This is a genomic window from Streptomyces sp. NPDC059452 (genome assembly GCF_042750035.1).
GTDB lineage: Bacteria > Actinomycetota > Actinomycetes > Streptomycetales > Streptomycetaceae > Streptomyces.
In genome coordinates this window covers 104,959-127,243 of sequence record NZ_JBHYVE010000001.1, presented here as the reverse complement: position 1 = coordinate 127,243, position 22,285 = coordinate 104,959, and the positions used below count along the sequence as shown (strand labels likewise).

Sequence of the window (22,285 nt, the reverse complement as noted above, 5' to 3'; positions counted from 1 at the left end):
GTCGGTTCCTCTTCCTTGAACGGATGTACGGGGTCGGGTGGACGGGGTCGGGTGTGTACGGGGTCGGGTGTACGGGGAGGTCAGCCCAGCAGCGAGCGCAGCTCGGCCAGGAAGCCGTCGGCCAGCCGGGCCACGGTCTCCTCGCGGTGGAGGTCACGGGAGTAGCGCAGCGAGAGCCGGAAGCGCCCGTCGCTCACCGCCCCCGTGACGTCGAGCAGATGCGTCCGCTCTCCGGCCTCGCTCTGCTGGGCGACGGCGGGCCGGACGGCGGTGAAGGGGCCCTTCCCCTCCGCACCGCCCGGACTGCCGTCGAACCGGCCCAGGTAGTTGAAGATCACTTCGGGGGCGGCGGCCCCCGCCAGCGACGGCGCCCCCGCGAAGTGCCGCAGCGCGCCGTAGCCGATGCCGTGCGAGGGCACCGCGCGCAGCTGCCGGGCCACGGCCTTCGCGCGCTGCCGGGGCGTCCCGTCCGCCGGGAGCGCCAGATGGACCGGGTGGATGGTGGTGAACCAGCCGACGGTGCGCGACACGTCGGCACCTTCGAGGAGTTCGTCCCGGCCGTGCGCCTCCAGGTCGATCGTGACGCCCTCGCCCCCGGTCCACCGGGTCAGGCTCGCGGTGAGGGCGGTCAGCAGGAGGTCCTGGGTGCGGACCCGGTGCGTGCCGGGGGCCGTGCGCAGGAGCGCCTCGGTCTCCGCCTCGTCGAGCTCCGCTCCGTACTCCGCCTCCGAACCGACGGAGTTGGTCCCGTCCGTGTCCGAGGGGATGCGCGCGGAGGTCCGGCCCACCGTCTCCTGCCAGTACGGCAGTTCGGCGTCGAACCCGCCCCGGCGCGTGTGGTCGGCGAGGCGGCCCACCCAGTCGGTGAACGGGGTGCCCACCGGCTCCGGGCGGGGCTCGGCGCCCCGGCCGATCTGCGCGTACACGGTGTCCAGGTCCTCCAGGAGCACCCGCAGGGAGACCGCGTCGGTCACCAGATGGTGCACGGCCAGGAGCAGCAGCGAGGGGTGGGCGCCGCCGCCGTCGAAGAGGACGGCGCGCCCCACCGGCCCGTCGGCCAGGTCGAGTCGCGTCTGTGCCCCGGTCACCGCGCGGTCCACCACGGCGTCCACCTCGGTGGCCGGGACGGCGGAGATGTCCTCGCGGCCGAGCGGGAGCGCGTCGCCGCCCGCCACCGCGGCCTGCCTCCGCCCGTCGGGCCCGTCGGTGAAGCGCAGCCGCAGGGACGCGTGGTGCTCGCCCACCACCGCGACCGCCCGGGCGAGGGCGTCGAGGTCGGTGCCGGGGGCCAGTTCGAGCAGGACGGACATGTTGTAGTGGTCCGGGGCCGTACGGTGCGTGTCCAGGAACCAGCTCTGTACGGGCATGAGCGGCACGGGCGCGGAGCCGTCCCCTGTCGCCGCCGCGCTCGTGGCGGGCCCGGCGGTGGCCTCCGAAGCCGCCTCGGCCTCGGCCGCCGCCGCGTCGACGGCCTCCGCGAGCCCCCGTACCGACCCGTCCCGGAACACCTTCTTGGAGGTCACCGGCAGCCCCGCCCGGCGCAGGCTCGCCACGAGCTGGATGCTGAGGATGGAATCGCCGCCGAGCTCGAAGAAGTTGTCGTCCACGCCGACCGCGTCCACGCCCAGCAGCTCGCCGAAGACCGCGGCGATCCGCCGCTGCGTCTCCGTGGCCGGTGCCCCGCCCGCCGCCCCGCCGCCCGCCGGGGCGTCGGGGGCCGGGAGCGCCGAGCGGTCCACCTTGCCGTTGCCCGTCAGGGGCAGCCGGTCCAGGACGACCACGGCGGAGGGGACCATGTACTCCGGCAGGACCCCGGCCACCGACTCCGTGAGCTCTGCCGCCACCAGCGGGGGCCCGTCCGGACGGGGAGCCGCGTAGCCGACGAGCCGGGGTCCTGTGGGGCCGTCCACGACCGTCACACAGACCTGGCCGACACCGGGGGCGGCGGCCAGCGCGGCCTCCACCTCACCCGGTTCGACACGGTGCGACCGGATCTTCACCTGGTCGTCGGTGCGCCCCAGGTACTCCAGCTGCCCTGCCGCCGTCCACCGCACCCGGTCGCCGGTGCGGTACATCCGGGCGCCCGGCCCCTCTCCGTACGGGTCGGCGACGAAGCGCTCGGCGGTGCTGCCGGGCCGCCCCAGGTAGCCGCGGGCCAGCTGGTCCCCGGCGAGGTACAGCTCCCCGGGTACGCCGACGGGCACCGGGCGCAGCCGCGCGTCCAGGACGTGGGCCCGCATGTTCCACGACGGCGTACCGATCGGGACGGCCCCGGACGGGTCCGGGTCACCGGGGCGCAGGGCCGACACGACACAGCCGACCGTCGCCTCCGTGGGACCGTACTCGTTGACGACCGTGGCGCCGGGGTGCCGGGACCGCCAGTGCGCCAGCGACCGGCCGAGCAACTGCTCGCCGCCCACGACCAGATCGCCCTGGGCCAGGACCGAGTCCGGCAGCGACTCCAGCAGCGCCACATGGCTGGGGGTGGCCTTGACGAAGGTCGGCGCGGGCAGCCCGGGGCCGCTCCACAGCGCCGGATCGAGCTCGTCCAGCCCGCCCGCGTACACCGTTCCGCCCACGGCGAGCGGGGCGAACAGGGTGGTGACGGTCAGGTCGAAGGAGACCGACGAGTGCAGCACCGCCCCGCCCCGGAGGCCCGGGTAGGAGCCCTCGCACCAGTTCAGATAGGTGCTCAGCCCGTGGTGCGGGACGACGACGCCCTTGGGGCGGCCGGTGGAGCCCGAGGTGTAGATCATGTACGCCGCGTTGGCGGGCCGCAGCGGCGCCCGGCGGTCCCGGTCGGTGGGATCACCGGCCGGCAGTTCGGCCAGGCGCCGCCGGAGTGCGGCGTCGTCGAGGACGAGGTGGCCGCAGCCGTCCGGGAGCCGGGCGGGCAGATCGTCGGCGCCCATGGTGACCACCTGCGCCGGGCGGGCGTCCGCCAGCAGGGTGGAGACGCGTTCGGCGGAGAGTCCGGGGTCGACCGGGAGGTACGCCGCACCCGCCTTGAGCACCGCGTACAGGGTGGCCAGCAGCTCGGCCGACCGGGGCAGCCGCACGGCGACGACGTCCTCGGGACCGATGCCCAGCGAGATCAGATGCCGGGCGAGCCGGTTGGCCCGCTCGTTGAGCCGTGCGTAGTCGACCGTCCCGTCCGGTGAGACCACCGCCGGGGCGTTCGGTGTCCGGGCCGCCTGCCGCTCGAACCGCTCGGCGGCGAAGGCACCCGGCACCTCGCGCACCTCTCCCGTACGGAGCACGGCGAGCGCCCCGGACTCCTCCCGGGTGAGCAGGTCGAGCGCGGCCATCGGCCGGTCGGCCCCGCCGGCCAACTGCTCGGCCACCACGCCGAGATGGCTGGTCAGACGGGCGATGGTGGGTTCGTCGAAGAGATCGGTGCTGAACTCGACGGAACCACGCAGCCCGCCCCCTTCCTCCAGGAAGTTGAACGTGATGTCGAAGAGCGAGAAGTCCCGGGCGAGCGGCTGCTCGGACAGTTCCAGTCCGTGCAGCACCAGGGGTTCGGCGGGGGTGTTCTGGAAGGCGATCAGGGCCTGGACCAGCGGGGGGCGGCTCAGGTCGCGTTCGGTGACGACCGCGTCGACGACCCGCTCGAAGGGGACCTCGCCGTGGGTGAAGGCGTCCAGCACCGTTTCGCGGACCGAGTCCAGGAACTCACCGAAGGACAGCTCCTCGTCCACCCGCGAGCGCAGCACGAGCGTGTTGACGAAGAACCCGATCAGGTCCTCGACCTCGCTCCGGTCACGTCCCGAGCTGAGGGTGCCGAGGGCGATGTCCCGCTGCCCGGTCCACCGGGAGAGCACCAGATTCGTCAGGGCGGTGACCGCCATGAACAGGGACGCGCCGTGCTCCTGGGCGACATCGGCGAGGGCCTCGGTCGCCCGCTTCGAGAGGCGGAACTCGTGGAGGGAGCCGGAGTAGCCGCGCACCGGGGGGCGGGGCCTGTCCGTCGGCAGGTCGAGCACCGGCACCCCGTCCAGCGTGCTCTTCCAGAACTCCAGCTGGGAGTCGAGCCGTTCGCCCGACAGGTGTTCGCGCTGCCAGACCGCGTAGTCCGCGTACTGCACGGGCAGCGGGGCCAGGGCCGAGAACTCCAGGACCTCCTGGGCGCTCCGGGACCCGCTCTCCAGGGCCGCGCCGTACAGGGCCCCCAGTTCGCGGGCCACGACGCCCATGGACCAGCCGTCGGTCACGATGTGGTGCATCGTGACGGCCAGGGCGTGCTCCTCGTCGGCGGCCCGGACCAGCAGGGCGCGCAGCAGCGGCCCGGAGGTGAGGTCGAACGGTACGGCGATCTCCGCGCCCAGGACCGCGCGCAGCTCCGCCTCGCGGGCGGCCGGGTCCCGCTCGGTGAGGCCCACGACGGGCACGGCCACCTCGTAGGGCTCGCCCACCACCTGCACGGCGGTGCCGGAGACGGTGGTGAAGCCGGTGCGCAGCACCTCGTGGCGCCGGACGAGGGCGGAGAGCGCGGTGGAGAGGGCCGAGATGTCGAGCGGGCCCGACAGGCGCAGCACCCCGCCCGCGTTGTAGGCGGCGTTGCCGGACTCGAACGTGTCGAGGAACCACATGCGCGACTGGGCGAAGGAGAGCGGCAGCTCCCGGTCCCGGTCCGCCGGGAGGATGCGGCCGGTGGACCGGGAGGCCCTGCCCTCGGTGACCCGCTCGGCGAGCCCCGCGATGGTGGGCCGGTCGAAGATCGCCCGCGCCGACAGTTCGATGCCGAACGTCTTCCGTACGCGCGAGATGATCTGGATGCTCAGGATCGAGTTGCCGCCGAGCTCGAAGAAGTTGTCGTGCACGCCGACCCCGTCCAGGCGCAGCACCTGGGTCCAGATCCCGGCGAGGGTCTCCTCCAGGGTGGTGCGGGGCGCGACCCGGGCCGCCGCCGAGGCGAACAGCGCCGGGTCGGGCGCGGGCAGGGCCTTGCGGTCGACCTTGCGGCTGCTGGTCATCGGCAGGGTGTCGAGCGCCACGACGACGGCCGGGACCATGTAGTCGGGCAGGGTACGGGCGAGCAGCGCCCGCAGTTCGGTGGTCTCCGGCGCCTCCGTGCCGGGGACGGGCACCACGTACCCGATCAGCTGCTTCCCGCCGGCGCGGCCCTCCCGCGCGACGACCACGGCCTGCGCGACGGCGGGGTGGGCGGCGAGCGCGGCCTCGATCTCGCCCAGCTCGATGCGGAAGCCGCGCACCTTGACCTGGTCGTCGGTGCGGCCCAGGTACTCCACGATGCCCTCGGCGGTCCACCGGACGAGGTCGCCCGTACGGTACATACGCCCGCCGGGCCCGCCGTACGGGTCGGCGACGAACCGTTCGGCGGTCAGTCCGGCCCGGCCCAGATAGCCGCGCGCCAACTGCGGTCCCGACAGGTGGAGTTCACCGGGCACGCCGACCGGGACGGGCCGCAGCCGGGTGTCCAGGACCCGTACGCCGGTGTTGTGCACGGGCCGCCCCACGACCGGGCGCGGGCTCTCGGAGAGCCTGCACCACAGGGTGTCCACGGTGGCCTCGGTCGGGCCGTAGAAGTTGTAGCCGGTGGTCCCCGGGGCCTCGCGCACCTGCTGCCACAGCGCCTCCCCGACCGCCTCGCCGCCGAGCATGAGCACGGTGGGGCGGTGTCCGGGCTGGGTGAGGAGACCGGCCGCCAGGACCTGTTCGGCATAGGTCGGGGTGAGGTCGAGGAGGTCGATGCGCTCCTTGGCCACGTACGCGACGATCGCCTCGGGGTCGCGCCGCACCTCGTCGTCGACGACGTGCAGCTCATGCCCGGCGACCATCCAGAGCAGGCCCTCCCACGAGGTGTCGAAGGAGAACACGGCGGTCAGCGCGGCCCGGAACCGGCGGCCGCCCGCTGCCCGCTCCTCGGGCCGGATGAACTCGGCCTCGTGGTTGCGGTACAGGTTGAGCAGCCCCGCGTGGTCGGTCAGGACGCCCTTGGGGCGGCCGGTGGACCCGGAGGTGTAGATCAGATGGGCCGGGTTGGCCGGACGCAGCGGGGCGGTACGGTCCTCGTCCGTCACGGCGGTGGCGGGGCACTGCGCGAGGGCGGTACGGGCCTCCTCGCCGGTCACGTCGAGGCTGGGCAGACTCCCGGGCACGCCGAGGCGGTCGGCGGTACCGGCCCCGGCGACGAGCACCAGGGCCGGGGCGGAGTCCTGGAGCATGAACGCGACCCGGTCGCGGGGCAGGTCCGGGTCGACCGGAACGTACGCGGCGCCCGCCTTGAGCACGGCGAGGATGCCGATCACCATGTCCTCGGTCCGGGGCAGCGCGAGGACGACCAGGTCCTCCGGGCCGACGGACCGCGACACGAGGTGGTGGGCGAGCCGGTTGGCCCGCTCGTCCAGCTCCCGGAAGGTGAGCACCGACGTGCCGCAGACCAGGGCGGTCTCCCCGGGGGTACGGGCCGCCTGCCGCTCGAAGACGGCCCCGAGCGTCAGCGTGCCCGGCAGCTCGTGGACCGGGCCTCCCCAGCCGTGGAGCAGCCGCCGCTCCTCCTCCCCGCCGAGCATGGACACCTCGGCCATGGGCCGGTCCTGGGCGGTGGTCAGCCGGTCGGCCAGGGCCAGCAGATGGCCGCAGAGCTGCTCGACCGTCCGCGCGTCGAAGAGGTCGGGGTTGTACTGCACCGCGCCGAGGAGCCCCCCGTCGCGCTCCCAGAAGTCGAAGTCGATGTCGAACAGGGACTGTTCGCGGGAGAAGATGTAGTCCTCGGTGGTCAGCCCGGACAGCCGCAGCGGTTCGGACGGCGTGTTCTGCAGGGAGACCATCGCCTGCACCAGCGGGGGGCGGCTCAGATCGCGTTCGGTGACGACCGCGTCGACGACCCGCTCGAAGGGGACCTCACCGTGGGTGAAGGCCTCCAGCACCGTTTCACGGACCGAGTCCAGGAACGCGCCGAAGGACAGCTCCTCGTCCACCTCCGAGCGCAGCACCAGGGTGTTGACGAAGAAGCCGACCATGCCCTCCGTCTCACCGTTCTCCCGGCCGGAGACCGAGGTCCCGACCGCCACGTCGCGCTGCCCCGAGTAGCGCGACAGCGCCAGTTGGCTGAGGGCGGTGACCGCCATGAACAGGGTCGCGCCGTGCTCCCGCGCCACCTGGGTGAGCCGCTCGGCGGTCTCCCTCGGGACGGTGAACAGATGCTGGGCGCCGGCAGTGGTGCGCACCGCCGGGCGCGGCCGGTCGGTGGGCAGCTCCAGCGCCGCCACACCGGCCAGCTTCCCCTTCCAGTAGTCGAGTTGGCGCTCCAGCTCACCGCCCGCGAGGCGCTCGCGCTGCCAGACGGCGAAGTCCGCGTAGTGCAGCGCGGGCGCCGCCAGACCGGCGCGGGCGGCCAGGGCGGTGGGATCGTACGCCTCCGAGACGCGGATGGCCTCCTCGGCGGCCCCGTAGAGCGCGCTCAGCTCGCGCCCGATCACCCCCATCGACCAGCCGTCCGTGACGATGTGATGGATCGTCAGGGTGAGGATGTGGTCCCGGGCGTCGAGCCTGATCAGCAGGGCGCGCAGCAGCGGGCCCGTCCGCAGGTCGAAGGGGCGGGCGACCTCGGCCCGCAGCAGACTCCGGGTGATGTGCTCCCGGTCGGCCTCGGATGCCCGGGGCACCTCGGCGACCGGCAGCAGCACCGTGAACGGCTCACCGATCCGCTGGACACCGACCCCGTCCACCGCGTCGAACGTGGTGCGCAACGACTCGTGCCGCGCCACCAGGGCGGTCAGGGCCGCCGACAGCGCCCGTACGTCCAGATCACCGCGCACCCGCAGCGAGGTGCACGAGTTGTACTCGGCGCTGCCCGGCTCGAACTCGTCGAGGAACCACAGCCGTTGCTGGGCGAACGACAGCGGCAGATCGCGCTCGCGATCCACGGCCACGATCCGCGCCGCCCCGGAACCGCCGGTCAGCCGTCGGCGCATCTTGGCCTGTACGTGTTCGGGCAGGGACTGTATCCAGCTCTCGCGCGACGCCGCCGCATCCATGCGTGTCTCTCCTCATACGGGTACTACGGGATGTCTGTGGGTGATCGGTGCGGTGCGGGGCTACTCCAGCTCGGCCAGCACCTGGGCCTCGACGGCGGCGGCCAGTTCGGCCACCGTCGGGTTGTCGAACAGGGTCCGCGCCGGCACATCCGTGGCGAACAGCTCGCGGATCCGGGAGATCACCTGGATGGTGAGGATCGAGTCGCCGCCGAGGTCGAAGAAGTTCTCGTCGACACCGACCTCCTCGACACTCAGCACATCGGCCCAGATGCCCGCGATCAGCTCCTCGCCGGGCGTGCGCGGGGCGAGACTTCCCCCGGCCGGGGGCCCGGAGGCCTCCTCCGGCGACGGCAGGGCCCGCCGGTCGACCTTCCCGTTGGGGTTCAGCGGGAAGGCGTCCAGCACGACCACGGCCGCGGGCACCATGTAGGCGGGAAGGGAGCGGGCGATGTGCTCCTTCACCTCACCGGGGGCAGGGGCGCCGGTGCCCGCGTCGGGCACCGCGTACGCCACCAGCCGCTTCGACCCCGGGACGTCCTCGCGGGCCAGGACCAGGGCCTGGGCGATCCCGGGATACGACGCCGCCACCGCCTCGATCTCGCCCAGCTCGATCCGCAGACCGCGGATCTTGACCTGGAAGTCGGTACGGGAGACGAAGTCGAGGTTCCCGTCCGGCAGCCAGCGCACCAGGTCGCCGGAGCGGTACATCCGTGCCCCGGGCTCCCCGAACGGGTCGGCCACGAACCGCTCGGCGGTGATGCCGGGCCGGTTGACGTACCCGCGCGCCATCCCGTCCCCGGTCAGATACAGCTCGCCGGTCACCCCCGGCGGCACCGGACGCAGCTCCGGGTCCAGGACATAGACCGCCGTGCCCGCGACCGGTGTGCCGATGGGCATGGGGCCACTGCCCCGGTAGTTGTCGTTGACGACGAAGAGCGAGGTGAACACGGTGCCCTCGGTCGGCCCGTACCCGTTGATCATCCGGGCACCCGGCACCTGCGCGACGACCTTCTCGCAGTGGGCCGGGGACAGCGTGTCGCCGCCCGACATGATCAGCCGCAGCCCGGCCAGGACCCGTACGTCGCTGTCCACGATCTCGTGGAAGAGACCCGCGGTGATCCAGATCGCGGTGACGCCCTTCTCGTGGAGGAACGCCCCGGTCTCGGCCGCCGACATCATCCGGGACGGACTGACGGCCAGCGAGGCGCCGTTGAGCAGGGCGCTCCAGATCTCCAGCGTCCCCGCGTCGAAGGAGACCGTCGCCAACTGCCCCACCACGTCCTTCTCGGTCATGGCGAGCTTGGGGTCCCGGGCGACGCGCAGCACCCCGCGGTGCGGCAGCACGGCACCCTTGGGGCGGCCGGTGGAGCCGGAGGTGTAGATGACGTGCGCGAGGTTGTCCGGGTGCACCTCGACCTCGGGCGCCCCGCCGGGCCGCGCGGCCACGGCGGCCAGCTCGGCCGGGTCGTCGAGGACGAGCCGGGCGGCCCCGCTCTCCGGCAGCGCACCCGCGCACGCCCGGTCGGTGACGACCAGACCCGCCCCGGAGTCGGTCACCATGAACGCGAGCCGGTCGACCGGGTACTCCGGGTCCAGCGGCACATAGGCGCCGCCCGCCTTGAGTACGGCGAGCAGGGCCACGAACAGCTCCACACGCCGCCCCAGGCACACCCCCACCCGGCTGTCCGGGCCCACCCCGAGCTCCACGAGCCGGTGGGCCAGACGGTTGGCCCGTACGTCCAGTTCGGCGTAGGTCACCTGCTCCTCGCCCACCACCAGCGCCGTGTTGCCGGGGGCACGCGCCACATGCTCGGCGAAGACGGCGGTCAGCGTCGTCCCCGGGTCACCGGGCGCACCCTGCCCCCACTCCTCAAGCAGCCGCTCCCGCTCCTCACTCCGTACGCTGCCGAGCTCGGCGAGCCGCCGCCCGCCACCGGCCCCCGGCGCTTCGGTGACCAGAGTCCGCGCGTGGTGGACCAGATCGTCACGCAGGGCCTCGACGGTGGACCGGTCCAGGACCTCGGGGTCGTGGAGCAGGATCAGCGTGAGGGACCGGCCCGTGTAAGCAGCCAGGTTCAGCGGGTAGTTGGTCGCCTCGACGGCGCTGATCTCCCCGACCCGCAGCCCGTTCTCGGCCGCCGCCTCCGTGTCCACCGGATAGTTGGCGAACACGATCAGACTGTCGAAGAGGGGCTGTTCGGCGGTGAGTTGGCTGAGGGTCTGGATGCGGGTGAGGGGGAGGTGGTCGTGGTGGCGGGCTTCGACCTGGGTGGCCTGGAGGTTCTGGAGCCAGGTGACGAGGTCGGTCTCGGGGTCGAGGTGGACGCGGACGGGGAGGGAGTTGATGAAGAGGCCGATCATGTCGTCGGCGCCGGGAAGGTCGGTGGGGCGGCCTGAGGTGGTGGCGCCGAAGACGATGTCGCGTTGTCCGGTGCGTCCGGCGAGGAGGAGGGCCCAGAGGCCCTGGACGACGGTGTTGACGGTCAGCCGGTGCCGCCGCGCGAAGGCATAGAGCTCTTCGGACAGCTCCTCCGAGAGCCCCACCTCGACCCGCGCCGAGGAGCGCCCCTGCCCGGTGCGGCCGGCCGGCCGGTCGTAGGGCAGGGCGACCGGCGAATCGAACCCCTCAAGCGTGGAACGCCAGAACTCCTCCGCCCCCAGGACATCCCTGTCACGGTTCCAACGGGCCTGGTCGGCAAGCCGGTTGCCACCGGTGATCACCGGCACCGGACGTCCGTCCCGCAACGCTGTGTAGTGGTCGAAGATGTGGGTGAGGAGGCGGGCGAGGCTCCAGCCGTCGAGGAGGAGGTGGTGGAAGGTGAAGAGGATTTTGACGCGGTTGTCGGGGAGTTGGGCGAGGGTGAGGCGGGCGAGGGGGGTGTGGTGGAGGTTGATTCCTTGGTTGCGGTCGTGGGTGAGGTGGGTGTTCCAGTGGGTGGTTTGTTCGTGTTCGGTGAGGTGGCGCCAGTCGAGGATGTGGGTGGGGAGGGTGGTGTGGTGGTGGATGATTTGGAGGGGTTGGGGTGTGTGTTCCCAGGTGACGCTGATGCGGAGGGCTTGGGTGTGGTTGGTGATGTGTTGCCAGGAGTGGGCGAGGGTGGTGGGGTCGGGTATGTCGTCGATGGTGAGGATGAGTTGTTCGATGTAGGCGGGTGAGTCGGGTTCCATGAGGGCGTGGAAGAGCATTCCGGCCTGCATGGGCATGAGGGGGAGGATGTCTTGGATGTCGGTGTGGTGGTGGGTGATGTGGTCGAGGGTGGGTTGGTCGAGGTTGGCGAGGGGGAAGTCGGTGGGGGTGTGTCCGCCGGTGGTGTCGGGGTGGGTGCAGTGGTCGATGAATTCCTGGAGTGCGGTGATGTAGTGGGTGGCGAGGATGTCGATGTCGGTGGTGGGGAGGGTGCCTTCCTGTCGTCCGAACTCGATGAGGAGGCGGCCGTCGACGATGCGGCTGACGACATCCAGCAGATACGGCCGCGGATCCAGCGGACTGGTGTCACCGTCCTGGAGGAAACCGACGTCCCGGAGAAGGGCACCGTCGCCGGAGGCGTCCGGCTCGGGGCTCGTACTGTCGAACTGGCCCAGGTAGTTGAACGAGACGGTCGGCTGTACGGGCTTGTCGAACCGGTTTCCGAGGTGGCGGAGGGCGCCGTGGCCGATGCCTCGGTTGGGGGTGGTGCGGAGGTGTTCCTTGGCGGTTTTGACGGCGGTGGGGGTGTCGGGTCCGGTGTGGAGTTCGAGGGGGAAGACGGAGGTGAACCAGCCGACGGTGCGGGAGAGGTCGATGTCGTCGATGATCTCTTCGCGGCCGTGTCCTTCGACGTCGACGACGGTGCGTTCGGTGCCGGTCCAGTTGCCGAGGACGTGGCCGAGGATGCCGAGGAGGACTTCGTTGATGCGGGTGTGGTAGGTGGCGGGGACGTCCTGGAGGAGTGCTTGGGTGGCTTCGGCCGTCAGGGTGGCTGAGGTGATGGTGAGTTCACCGGGGGTGGTGGCGGTGGTGGTTCCGGGGAGTTCGGTGGGGATGTCGGTGCCTACGGTGGTCCAGTGGTCGAGTTCGTTGTCGAAGCCGCCTGCTTCGACGTGGTCGCGGAGTCGGCCGGCCCAGGTGAGGAAGGAGGTGGTCTTGGGTCCGAGGTCGATGGGGGTGCCGGTGACGGCCTGTTCGTAGGCGCGGCCGAGGTCTTCGAGGAGGATGCGCCAGGAAACACCGTCGACGACCAGGTGGTGGGCGACGGCGACGAGCTCGACGGTGCCGGAGTCGAACAGGAACAGATGGAACCGGATCAGCGGCCCGGCTGACAGATCGAACCCGGTCTGGAGGGCGGCGACTTCCTCGTCCATGGCCGCCCGCGCGGCCTCCCCGCCCAGAAGGGACAGATCGGTGCGGCCCACCGTGGTCGTCACGTTCTCGGCGAGCTCCTGTGTCCAGCGGCCGTCACCGTCGGCGGTGAACCGCGTCCGCAGGGCGTCGTGATGGGCGACGACTCCGGCGATCGCCGAGGCGAGGGCGTCGAGATCGGCACCTGCCCGTACCGTGGCCGACATCGACATGCCGAAGTGGTGCGGAGCGCTCGGGTGGGTGCGGAAGAACCACTCCTGGACCGGAGTCGTCCCCACGGGACCTTCGACGGCCACGTCGGCGGGCCGTGGCGCGCCGCCCTCCTGTCCGGCGGAGTGCTCCAGTCGCTCGGCGAGGGCCCGGACGCTCTGGCAGTCGAAGACGTCCGCCGGGGAGAGCGACAGCCCCGCCGCACGGGCGCGGGAGACGACCTGGATGCTGAGGATGGAGTCGCCGCCGAGGTCGAAGAAGTTGTCCTCGGCCCCGACGCTCGCCACGCCCAGGACGTCGGCCCAGATGGCCGCGAGCTCCGCTTCCAGCGGGGTCCGGGCCGCCACGTGCTCGCGCTCCGGCCCGTACGTCTCCGGTGCGGGCAGCGCCTTGCGGTCCACCTTGCCGTTCGGCGTCAGCGGCAGGCTCTCCAGCACCACGAACACCGACGGCACCATGTAGTCCGGCAGCGCGTCCGAGGCGAACCGGCGGAGATCCGCCGTGTCCAGGGCGTCGGTGGCCAGCCCGGCGGCCGGGGACACATACCCGATGAGCCGCCCGGAGCCCGGACCGTCGCCGCGCAGCGCCACCGCGACCTGGCCGACCGCGGGGTGGTCCGCGAGGGCCGCCTCCACCTCACCGGTCTCGACGCGGTGTCCGCGTACCTTCACCTGCGCGTCGGCCCGGCCCACGAACTCCAGCTGACCGTCGGCGGACCAGCGGACCAGGTCGCCGGAGCGGTACATCCGTGCCCCGGGCTCCGCGAACGGGTCGGCCACGAACCGCTCGGCGGTGATGCCGGGCCGGTTCACATACCCCTGGGCCACCCCCTCGCCGCCGATGTACAGCTCACCCGCGACCCCGTGCGCCACCGGCCGCAGCCAGTCGTCCAGGACGTAGACCCGGACGTTGCCGTACGGGCGGCCGATGGGCGGGGCGCCCGGGTCGGCGGCGTCGAGCGGGTCGCTGAACGTCGTCGCGATCGTCGCCTCGGTCGGGCCGTATCCGTTGATCATCCGCCGCCCGCCGGACCAGCGCGCCACCAGATCGGCGCTGACCGCCTCGGTGCCCGTCAACAGGACTCGCAGCTCGGGGAGTTCGGCGGCGGGAAGGGTGGCGAGCAGCGCGGGAACGATCAGGGCCTGGTTGACCCGCTCGCGCTCCAGCAGCTCCACCAGGTCCTCGGCCGAGGACGTACCGGCCGGGGTGAGCACGAGGGTCCCGCCCGTGCCGAGCCCCCACAGCATCTCGAAGACCGACGCGTCGAAGCTGGGCGAGCAGTTCTGGAGGACGCGGTCGCCCGGCCGGACGCCGAACGTGTCGATGATGCACCTCAGCAGGGCGGCGAGGCCGGTGTGCGCCACCTCTACCCCCTTGGGGACGCCCGTCGACCCCGAGGTGTAGATGACGTAGGCGGGCAGCTCAGGATCGACGTCGATACCGGGGAGGGCATCGGGCAGGGTCGCCAGCTCGGCCCCGAGCGTGTCCACGAGAACGGTCTCGCAGGCCGCGTCGGCCGGGAGCCGGTCCGCGTGCCGCTCCTCGGTGAGCAGGAACGTGATGGCGGAGTCGGCCACCATGTGCGCGATGCGGTCGGCCGGATAGGCCGGGTCGACCGGGACGTAGACACCACCGGCCTGGATCACGGCCTGCGTGGCGACCAGCCAGGGGATACCGCGCTCCAGCGCGACACCGACCCGGACACCGGGACGGACGCCCCGGCCGATGAGGTGGTGGGAGAGCCGGGCGGCCCGGGAGAACAGCTCGGCGTACGTGAGGGTGGTGTCCCCGGCGACCACGGCCGGGAGCTCGGGCGTACGGGCCAGCTGGGCGCGGAACAGGCCGCCGAAGGTGAGCGTGTCCACGGCGAGCGGGGTGTGGCCCCACTCCTCCAGGACACGGTCCCGTACGTCGGTGGGTACGGCGTCCAGCGCCGCGAGCGGGCGGTCCGCGCTTCCCACGATGCTCCGGGTGAGGTGCGCGAGGTCTTCGCGCAGGGCCTCGATGGTGGAGCGGTCGAAGACGTCGGGGTCGTACACGAGGACGTACTCCAGCTGCTCGCCGCCGTACGTCATGAGGTTGAGGGGGTAGTTGGTGGCCTCGACGGCGCTGATCTCCCCGACCCGCAGTCCCTTGGCGGCGGCCGCATCGGTGTCCACCGGGTAGTTCTCGAAGACCGTGAGGGTGTCGAAGAGGGGCTGTTCGGGGGTGAGTTGGCTGAGGGTCTGGATGCGGGTGAGGGGGAGGTGGTCGTGGTGGCGGGCTTCGACCTGGGTGGCCTGGAGGTTCTGGAGCCAGGTGACGAGGTCGGTCTCGGGGTCGAGGTGGACGCGGACGGGGAGGGAGTTGATGAAGAGGCCGATCATGTCGTCGGCGCCGGGGAGGTCGGTGGGGCGGCCTGAGGTGGTGGCGCCGAAGACGATGTCGCGTTGTCCGGTGCGTCCGGCGAGGAGGAGGGCCCAGAGGCCCTGGACGACGGTGTTGACGGTCAGCCGGTGCCGCCGCGCGAAGGCGTAGAGCTGTCCGGAGAGCTCCCGGTCCACCGTGAGGTGCAGCCGGGCGGTGGAACGCGCCTGCCCCGGGCGGGCGGGCGGCCGGTCGTAGGGCAGCGCGACCGGTGAGTCGAACCCGGCCAGCGTCGTCCTCCAGTACTCCTCGGCGGCCGCCACGTCCCGCTGCTGGAACCAGCGGGCCTGCTCGGCCAGGGGCCGGATGCGGGGCGAAGCGCTGTCGCCGTCCGTGTAGTGGTCGAAGATGTGGGTGAGGAGGCGGGCGAGGCTCCAGCCGTCGAGGAGGAGGTGGTGGAAGGTGAAGAGGATTTTGACGCGGTTGTCGGGGAGTTGGGCGAGGGTGAGGCGGGCGAGGGGGGTGTGGTGGAGGTTGATTCCTTGGTTGCGGTCGTGGGTGAGGTGGGTGTTCCAGTGGGTGGTTTGTTCGTGTTCGGTGAGGTGGCGCCAGTCGAGGATGTGGGTGGGGAGGGTGGTGTGGTGGTGGATGATTTGGAGGGGTTGGGGGGTGTGTTCCCAGGTGACGCTGATGCGGAGGGCTTGGGTGTGGTTGGTGATGTGTTGCCAGGAGTGGGCGAGGGTGGTGGGGTCGGGTATGTCGTCGATGGTGAGGATGAGTTGTTCGATGTAGGCGGGTGAGTCGGGTTCCATGAGGGCGTGGAAGAGCATTCCGGCCTGCATGGGCATGAGGGGGAGGATGTCTTGGATGTCGGTGTGGTGGTGGGTGATGTGGTCGAGGGTGGGTTGGTCGAGGTCGGCGAGGGGGAAGTCGGTGGGGGTGTGTCCGCCGGTGGTGTCGGGGTGGGTGCAGTGGTCGATGAATTCCTGGAGTGCGGTGATGTAGTGGGTGGCGAGGATGTCGATGTCGGTGGTGGGGAGGGTGCCTTCCTGTCGTCCGAACTCGACGAGGAGGCGGCCGTCGACGATGCGGCTGACGACATCCAGCAGGTACGGCCGCGGATCCAGCGGACTGTGTTCTCCCGCGAGGCCGGGCAGCACGGCGGTGACCAGGGGGTTGTCGGCGACCATGCCGTCGAACTGCCCCAGGTAGTTGAAGGAGACCTGGGGCCGTACGTCGCGGCCGAGGTCCCCCGCCGGGGAGTCCGGGTCTCCGAGGTGGCGGAGGGCGCCGTGGCCGATGCCTCGGTTGGGGGTGGTGCGGAGGTGTTCCTTGGCGGTTTTGACGGCGGTGGGGGTGTCGGGTCCGGTGTGGAGTTCGAGGGGGAAGACGGAGGTGAACCAGCCGACGGTGCGGGAGAGGTCGACGTCGTCGATGATCTCTTCGCGGCCGTGTCCTTCGACGTCGACGACGGTGCGTTCGGTGCCGGTCCAGTTGCCGAGGACGTGGCCGAGGATGCCGAGGAGGACTTCGTTGATGCGGGTGTGGTAGGTGGCGGGGACGTCCTGGAGGAGTGCTTGGGTGGCTTCGGCTGTGAGGCTTGCTGAGGTGATGGTGAGTTCACCGGGGGTGGTGGCGGGGGTGGTTCCGGGGAGTTCGGTGGGGATGCCGGTGCCTACGGCGGTCCAGTGGTCGAGTTCGTCATCGAAGCCGCCTGCTTCGACGTGGTCGCGGAGTCGGCCGGCCCAGGTGAGGAAGGAGGTGGTCTTGGGTCCGAGATCCACAGCAGTGCCGGTGACGGCTTGTTCGTAGGCGCGGCCGAGGTCTTCGAGGAGGATGCGCCAGGAAACACCGTCGACGACCAGGTGGTGGGCGACGGCGACGAGCTCGACGGTCTCGGAGTCCAGGACGAACAGGTGGAAGCGGATCAGCGGCCCTGCCGAGAGGTCGAACCCGGTCTGGAGGGCGGCGACTTCCTCGTCCATGGCCGCCCGCGCGGCCTCCCCGTCCAGATGCGACAGATCGGTGCGCTCCAGCGTGACGTCCGGGTCCTCCGCGAGGTTGTGCTGACGCCACCCGGCGCCGGTCCGCGTGTACCGCATGCGCAGGGCGTCGTGATGGGCGGCGAGCGCGGTGACCGCGGACGAGAGCGCCGCCGCGTCGACGCCGGGGCGCAGGCCGAAGCGCATGGCCTGGTTGAAGTGGTGCGGGGCGTTCCGGTGGGTGCGGAAGAACCAGCGCTGGATGGGGGTGAGTACCACGGGGCCCTCCACGGGGGGCAGTTCGGGGCTCTCGCCCCCGGCATCGCCGGAGCGGGCGTCCTGAACGCCTTCGGCGAGTGCGGCGACGGTCTGCCGCACGAAGATGTCCTGAGAGGCGAGCACGATGCCCGCCCGGCGGGCGCGGGAGACGACCTGGATGCTGAGGATGGAGTCGCCGCCGAGGTCGAAGAAGTTCTCGTCGACGCCGACGCTCGCCACGCCCAGGACGTCGGCCCAGATGGCCGCGAGCTCCGCTTCCAGCGGGGTCCGGGCCGCCACGTGCTCGCGCTCCGGCCCGTACGTCTCCGGTGCGGGCAGCGCCTTGCGGTCCACCTTGCCGTTCGGCGTCAGCGGCAGCGTCTCCAGCACCACGAAGGCCGACGGCACCAGGTGGTCCGGCAGCGCGTTGGCCGTGAAGCTCCGCAGCTCGCCGGGGTCGGGCGCCGCGCCCGGAGCCGCCGGTACGGCGTAGGCGACGAGCCGCTTGGCCCCCGAGGGCCCCGGCCGGGCCACGACCACCGCGCGCGACAGCCGGGGGTGGGCGGCGAGCGCGGCCTCGATCTCGCCGAGCTCGACGCGGAAGCCCCGGATCTTGACCTGGTCGTCGCCCCGGCCGAGGAATTCCAGCAGCCCCCCGGAGGTCCGGCGCACCAGGTCGCCGGAGCGGTACATCCGTGCCCCGGGCCCGCCGAACGGGTCGGCGACGAACCGCTCGGAGGTCATCCCCGGCAGGTTCACATAGCCCTGGGCCACCCCCTCGCCGCCGATGTACAGCTCACCCGCGACCCCCTGGGCCACCGGCCGCAGCCACGCGTCCAGGACGTACAGCCGGGTGTCGGCGATGGCGGTGCCGATGGGCACTCCGTCGCCGGTCAGCTGCTCGGCGGTGATGCGGGCCGCGGCGGCGAACGTGGTGGTCTCGGTGGGACCGTAACCGTTGATCAGGGTGACCCCGGGCAGCCGCTCCAGGACGGTCCGGCAGTGCCGCACCGAGAGCGCGTCACCCCCGGCCAGGAGATGGCGCAGCCCGGCGAGCACCTCGGGGTCGGCGTCGACGGTCTCGTGGAACAGCCCGGCCGTCAGCCACAGCGTGGTCACCCCGTGTGAGGTGACGAAGGCGCCCAGCTCGGGCGGGGCGAGCACGCCCGGCGGGGCGATGGCGAGGGTGGCGCCGTTGAGGAGGGCTCCCCAGATCTCGAAGGTGGCGGCGTCGAAGGAGACCGAGGCCATCTGGGCGACGACATCGGCGTCGGTGAGCGTGATGTACGGGGTGTCGCGGACGACCCGGTCGATGGCCCGGTGCGGAGTGAGCGTGCCCTTGGGTGTGCCGGTGGAGCCGGATGTGTAGATCACGTACGCGCCGCTGTCGGGGGTGATGGCTCCATCCGGCCTACCGGGGTCCCCGGCGTCGATGAGGGCGCGGTCCGTGTCGAGCAGCAGCCGCGCGATCCCGTCCTCACCGTCGGCGGGGGAGCCGTCCCCGTACAGGGTGCTGTCGGTGACGACGAGGAACAGTCCCGCGTCCCGCGCCATGAACTCCCGGCGTGCGGCGGGGTATCCGGGGTCCAGCGGTACGTAGGCCGCACCTGCCTTGAGGATGCCGAGCAGGCTGGTGATCAGCTCCGGGCCGCGCTCCAGGCATACTCCGACCCGGCTGCCGGGGCGCACCCCCAGGCCGCGCAGATGCCGGGCCAGCCGGTTCGCCGCCGCGTCCAGCTCCGCGTAGGTGACGCGGGTGGAGCCGTGCAGGAGGGCCACGGCATCGGGCGCGCGGTCCACCCGCGCCTCGAACAGCGCGGGGAGCGTGGCGGGTTCGGTGCCGCGACCGGTGGCGTCCCACTCCTCCGCCAGCCGCCGGGTCTCGGACGGGTCCAGCATGCCGACGGCGGCCATGGGGGTGGCGGGGGCCGTGGTCAGCCCGTCGAGCAGGGCGCCCAGATGCCCGGTGAGCCGCTGGATGGTGGCCGCGTCGAAGAGGTCGGTGCTGTACTCGACGGAACCGGTCAGCCCGCCGTCGGCGTCCGCCCAGAACTCCAGGGTGAGGTCGAAGAGCGAGGCCTCGCGGGGCAGTTGGACCTCGGTCACCTCGATGCCCGGGAGTCGGGGCAGGGCGGCGGGCGCGTTCTGGAGCACAAGGGCGACCTGGACGAGCGGCGGACGGCTGGGGTCGCGCTCGGGAAGCACGGCGTCCACGACCCGTTCGAATGGTGCCTGGCTGTGGGCCAGCGCCTCGTGGACGGCCTCGCGGGTACGGGCGGTGAAGTCCTCGAACGTCAGCGCCTCGTCGACATCGCCGCGCAGGGCCAGGGTGTCCACGAAGAACCCGACGATCCCGGCGAGTTCGGCCCGGTCACGGCCCGCGTCCACGGTGCCGAGCAGAATGTCCCGCTGCCCCGACCAGCGGGAGAGCAGCAGCTGCACGGCGGCGGTGAGCGGGGCGAACAGCGTGGCCCGCTGCCGGTGGCCGAGCTCGGTGAGCCGGTGGACGACGGGGGCGGGCACGGAGAAGAGGTGCCGCGCCCCGGCGGAGGTCCGTACGGGCGGGCGGGGCCGGTCGGTCGGCAGCTCCAGCGGGGTGGCACCGGCCAGCCGCTTCGCCCAGTGGGCGAGGTGCCGCTCGGCGACGGGCCCTTCGAGGCGCCGTTGCTGCCAGGCGGCGAAATCGGCGTACTGGAGCGGTACCGGGGCCGGGGCGGAGTGCTCCTCGCCGGAGGTCCCGGCCGTGTAGAGCTCACCCAGCTCGCGGCACATCACCTCCATCGACCAGGCGTCCGCCGCGATGTGATGGGCCGTCAGGACGAGCAGGTGTTCCCGGGGGCCGGTGTGCACCAGCAGCCCCCGCAGGACGGGGCCGTTACGGAGGTCGAAGGGGGCCGACACCTCGGACCGCAGGGCCCTCTCCAGCTCCCGGTCCCGCTCGGCGGCGGGCAGCGCGGTGAGGTCCACGACGGGCAGCGGTACGGGGCCGGGGGCCCGGACGATCTGGAGCAGCGCGCCGTCCCGCTCCTCGAAGGTGGTGCGCAGCGACTCGTGGCGGGCGGCCAGGGCGGTCAGCGCGGCGGCCAGCGCTTCGGTGTCCAGCGTGCCGGTGAGCCGGAGGCCGGTGGCGCAGTTGTAGGCGGCGCCGCCCGGCTCGTACGTGTCGAGGAACCACAGGCGGCGCTGGGCGGCCGAGGCCGGCAGATCGCCGGTACGCGGGACGGGGACGGGGACGGGCAGGCCGACGCCCTCGGCCGTCCCGGGCTCCTCGGCGAGGCGGGCCGCGTACGCGGCGACGGTCCGGTGGCCGAAGAGCCAGGCGGGCTCGGGGGTGATCCCGGTCCGGCGCTGGACGGCGAAGGCCATCCGCAGCCCGGATATGGAGTCGCCCCCCGACACGAAGAAGTCGTCGTCGATCCCGACGCGTTCGCGGCCGAGGACGGTGGCCCAGACCTCGGTCAGCAGGCTCTCCAGCTCGGTCCGGGGAGCGGCGTAGGGGGTGTCCTCGGCCGGGCCCGGGGCGGGCAGTGCCCGGCGGTCGACCTTGCCGTTGGAGGTGAGGGGCAGGCGGTCCATGGCGACGAAGTCGGTGGGCACCATATGGGCGGGCAGCCGGCCGGACAGGTGGGCGCGCAGCTCGGCGGTGCCGGGTGCGGCGCCGGGGACCGCCGGAGTGTGGTGGGCGACGAGCCGGCCGGTGGCGCCGCCGGGCAGCAGGGAGACCGCCGCCTGGAGGACGGAGTCGTGCTCGACGAGCGCGGTCTCGATCTCGCCGAGCTCGACCCGCAGCCCGCGGATCTTGACCTGCTGGTCCGAGCGGCCGATGAACTCGTACGTCCCGTCGGCCTGCCGGCGGGCGAGGTCGCCCGTCCGGTACATCCGGGAACCGTCCGGGCCGTACGGATCGGCGACGAAGCGCTCCGCGGTGAGCCCGGCCCGGTTGACGTACCCGCGGGCCAGGCTGTCGCCCGCGATGCACAGCTCGCCGACACCGCCGTCCGGTACGGGGCGCAGCCGTTCGTCCAGGACCATCACGCGTACGCCGTCGACGGCGCGCCCCAGCCCGGGCGGGGCGCCGACCGCGCTGGGCAGGGGCCCGTTGAGGGTGGCGGTGACCGTCGCCTCGGTGGGGCCGTACGCGTTGAACATGCGCCGTCCGTCCGCCCAGCGGGCGACCACATCGGGCGGGCAGGGCTCGCCGCCGGTGGCCAGGGCGCGCAGCCGGGGCAGCTCCACCGGGGGGATCGTGGCCAGGACGGACGGCGGGATCATGGCATGGGTGACGGCCGCGTCGGCCAGCAGTCCGGCCAGGGCCTCGCCGACGACCTGGGCGGGCGTGGCGGGCAGGATGAGCGTCGCCCCCGCGTACCAGGTCTGGACGAGGTCGGCGATCGACACGTCGAAGTTGGCCGAGGCGAACTGGAGGACCCGGCTGTGCTCGTCGATGGCGAGCGCCGAGACATGGGCCCCGCCGAGTCCGCCGATGCCGCGGTGGGTGACGGCGACACCCTTGGGCGTGCCGGTGGAGCCCGAGGTGAACAGGACGTACGCAGTGTTGTCGAGACGTACGGTGACATCCGGCGCCCGGTCCCCGGCGTCCTCGGCGCGTCCACCCGCCGGAGAGGCGTCCGCCTGCCCGGCGGCGTCCAGCAGCAGGGTGTCGGGTGCGGCGGGAATCCGGGCGCCGAGCCCGCTCTCGGCGACGACGAGGCCGATGCCCGCGTCCTCGACCATGAAGGCCAGCCGGTCCGCCGGGTAGTCCGGGTCCAGCGGGACGTAGCAGCCGCCCGCCTTGAGCACCGCGAGCACGGCGACGATCAGTTCGGGGCCCCGGCGGACGCAGACGCCGACGCGGGTCTCGGGCGCCACCCCGCGGGTGACGAGCCGGTGGGCCAGTCTGTTGGCCAGCCGGTCCACCTCACCGTAGGAGAGCCGCCTGTCCCCGCATTCGACGGCCGGGTGGCCGGGTTGGTGCGCGGCCCGGTCCTCGAACAGGCCGTGCAGGGTGATGCCGCCGTCCGTCCGTCGGTCGAGCCGGAAGGAGGTGCTGTCAGAATTCATGCCAAGACCCCATAGAGCGCCGAGAGCGTGTAAGGCATTTCTTTGTGTGCGTCGTCACCGTGCTGCGCGCTGTCCCGTGCCGCCGC

2 protein-coding genes are annotated in these 22,285 nt (G+C 72.5%); both read right to left on the bottom strand.

What is annotated here, in order from left to right; all coding sequences use genetic code 11:
• Positions 1–80: 80 nt before the first annotated feature.
• On the bottom strand, positions 81–8,003 hold the full coding sequence (locus ACFW9Z_RS00460) for an amino acid adenylation domain-containing protein (protein WP_384632044.1): 7,923 nt from the start codon (positions 8,001–8,003) through the stop codon (positions 81–83).
• Between the two features lie 60 nt (positions 8,004–8,063).
• Positions 8,064–22,199, bottom strand: a complete 14,136-nt coding sequence (locus ACFW9Z_RS00455) for an amino acid adenylation domain-containing protein (RefSeq protein ID WP_384632041.1) — start codon at positions 22,197–22,199, stop codon at positions 8,064–8,066.
• Positions 22,200–22,285: the final 86 nt, after the last annotated feature.

Excerpts from the sequence above, each read along its gene's own strand:
- ACFW9Z_RS00460 (WP_384632044.1), bottom strand. The coding sequence starts at position 8,003 with ATGGATGCGGCGGCGTCGCGCGAGAGCTGGATACAGTCCCTGCCCGAA.
- ACFW9Z_RS00455 (WP_384632041.1), bottom strand. The coding sequence starts at position 22,199 with ATGAATTCTGACAGCACCTCCTTCCGGCTCGACCGACGGACGGACGGC.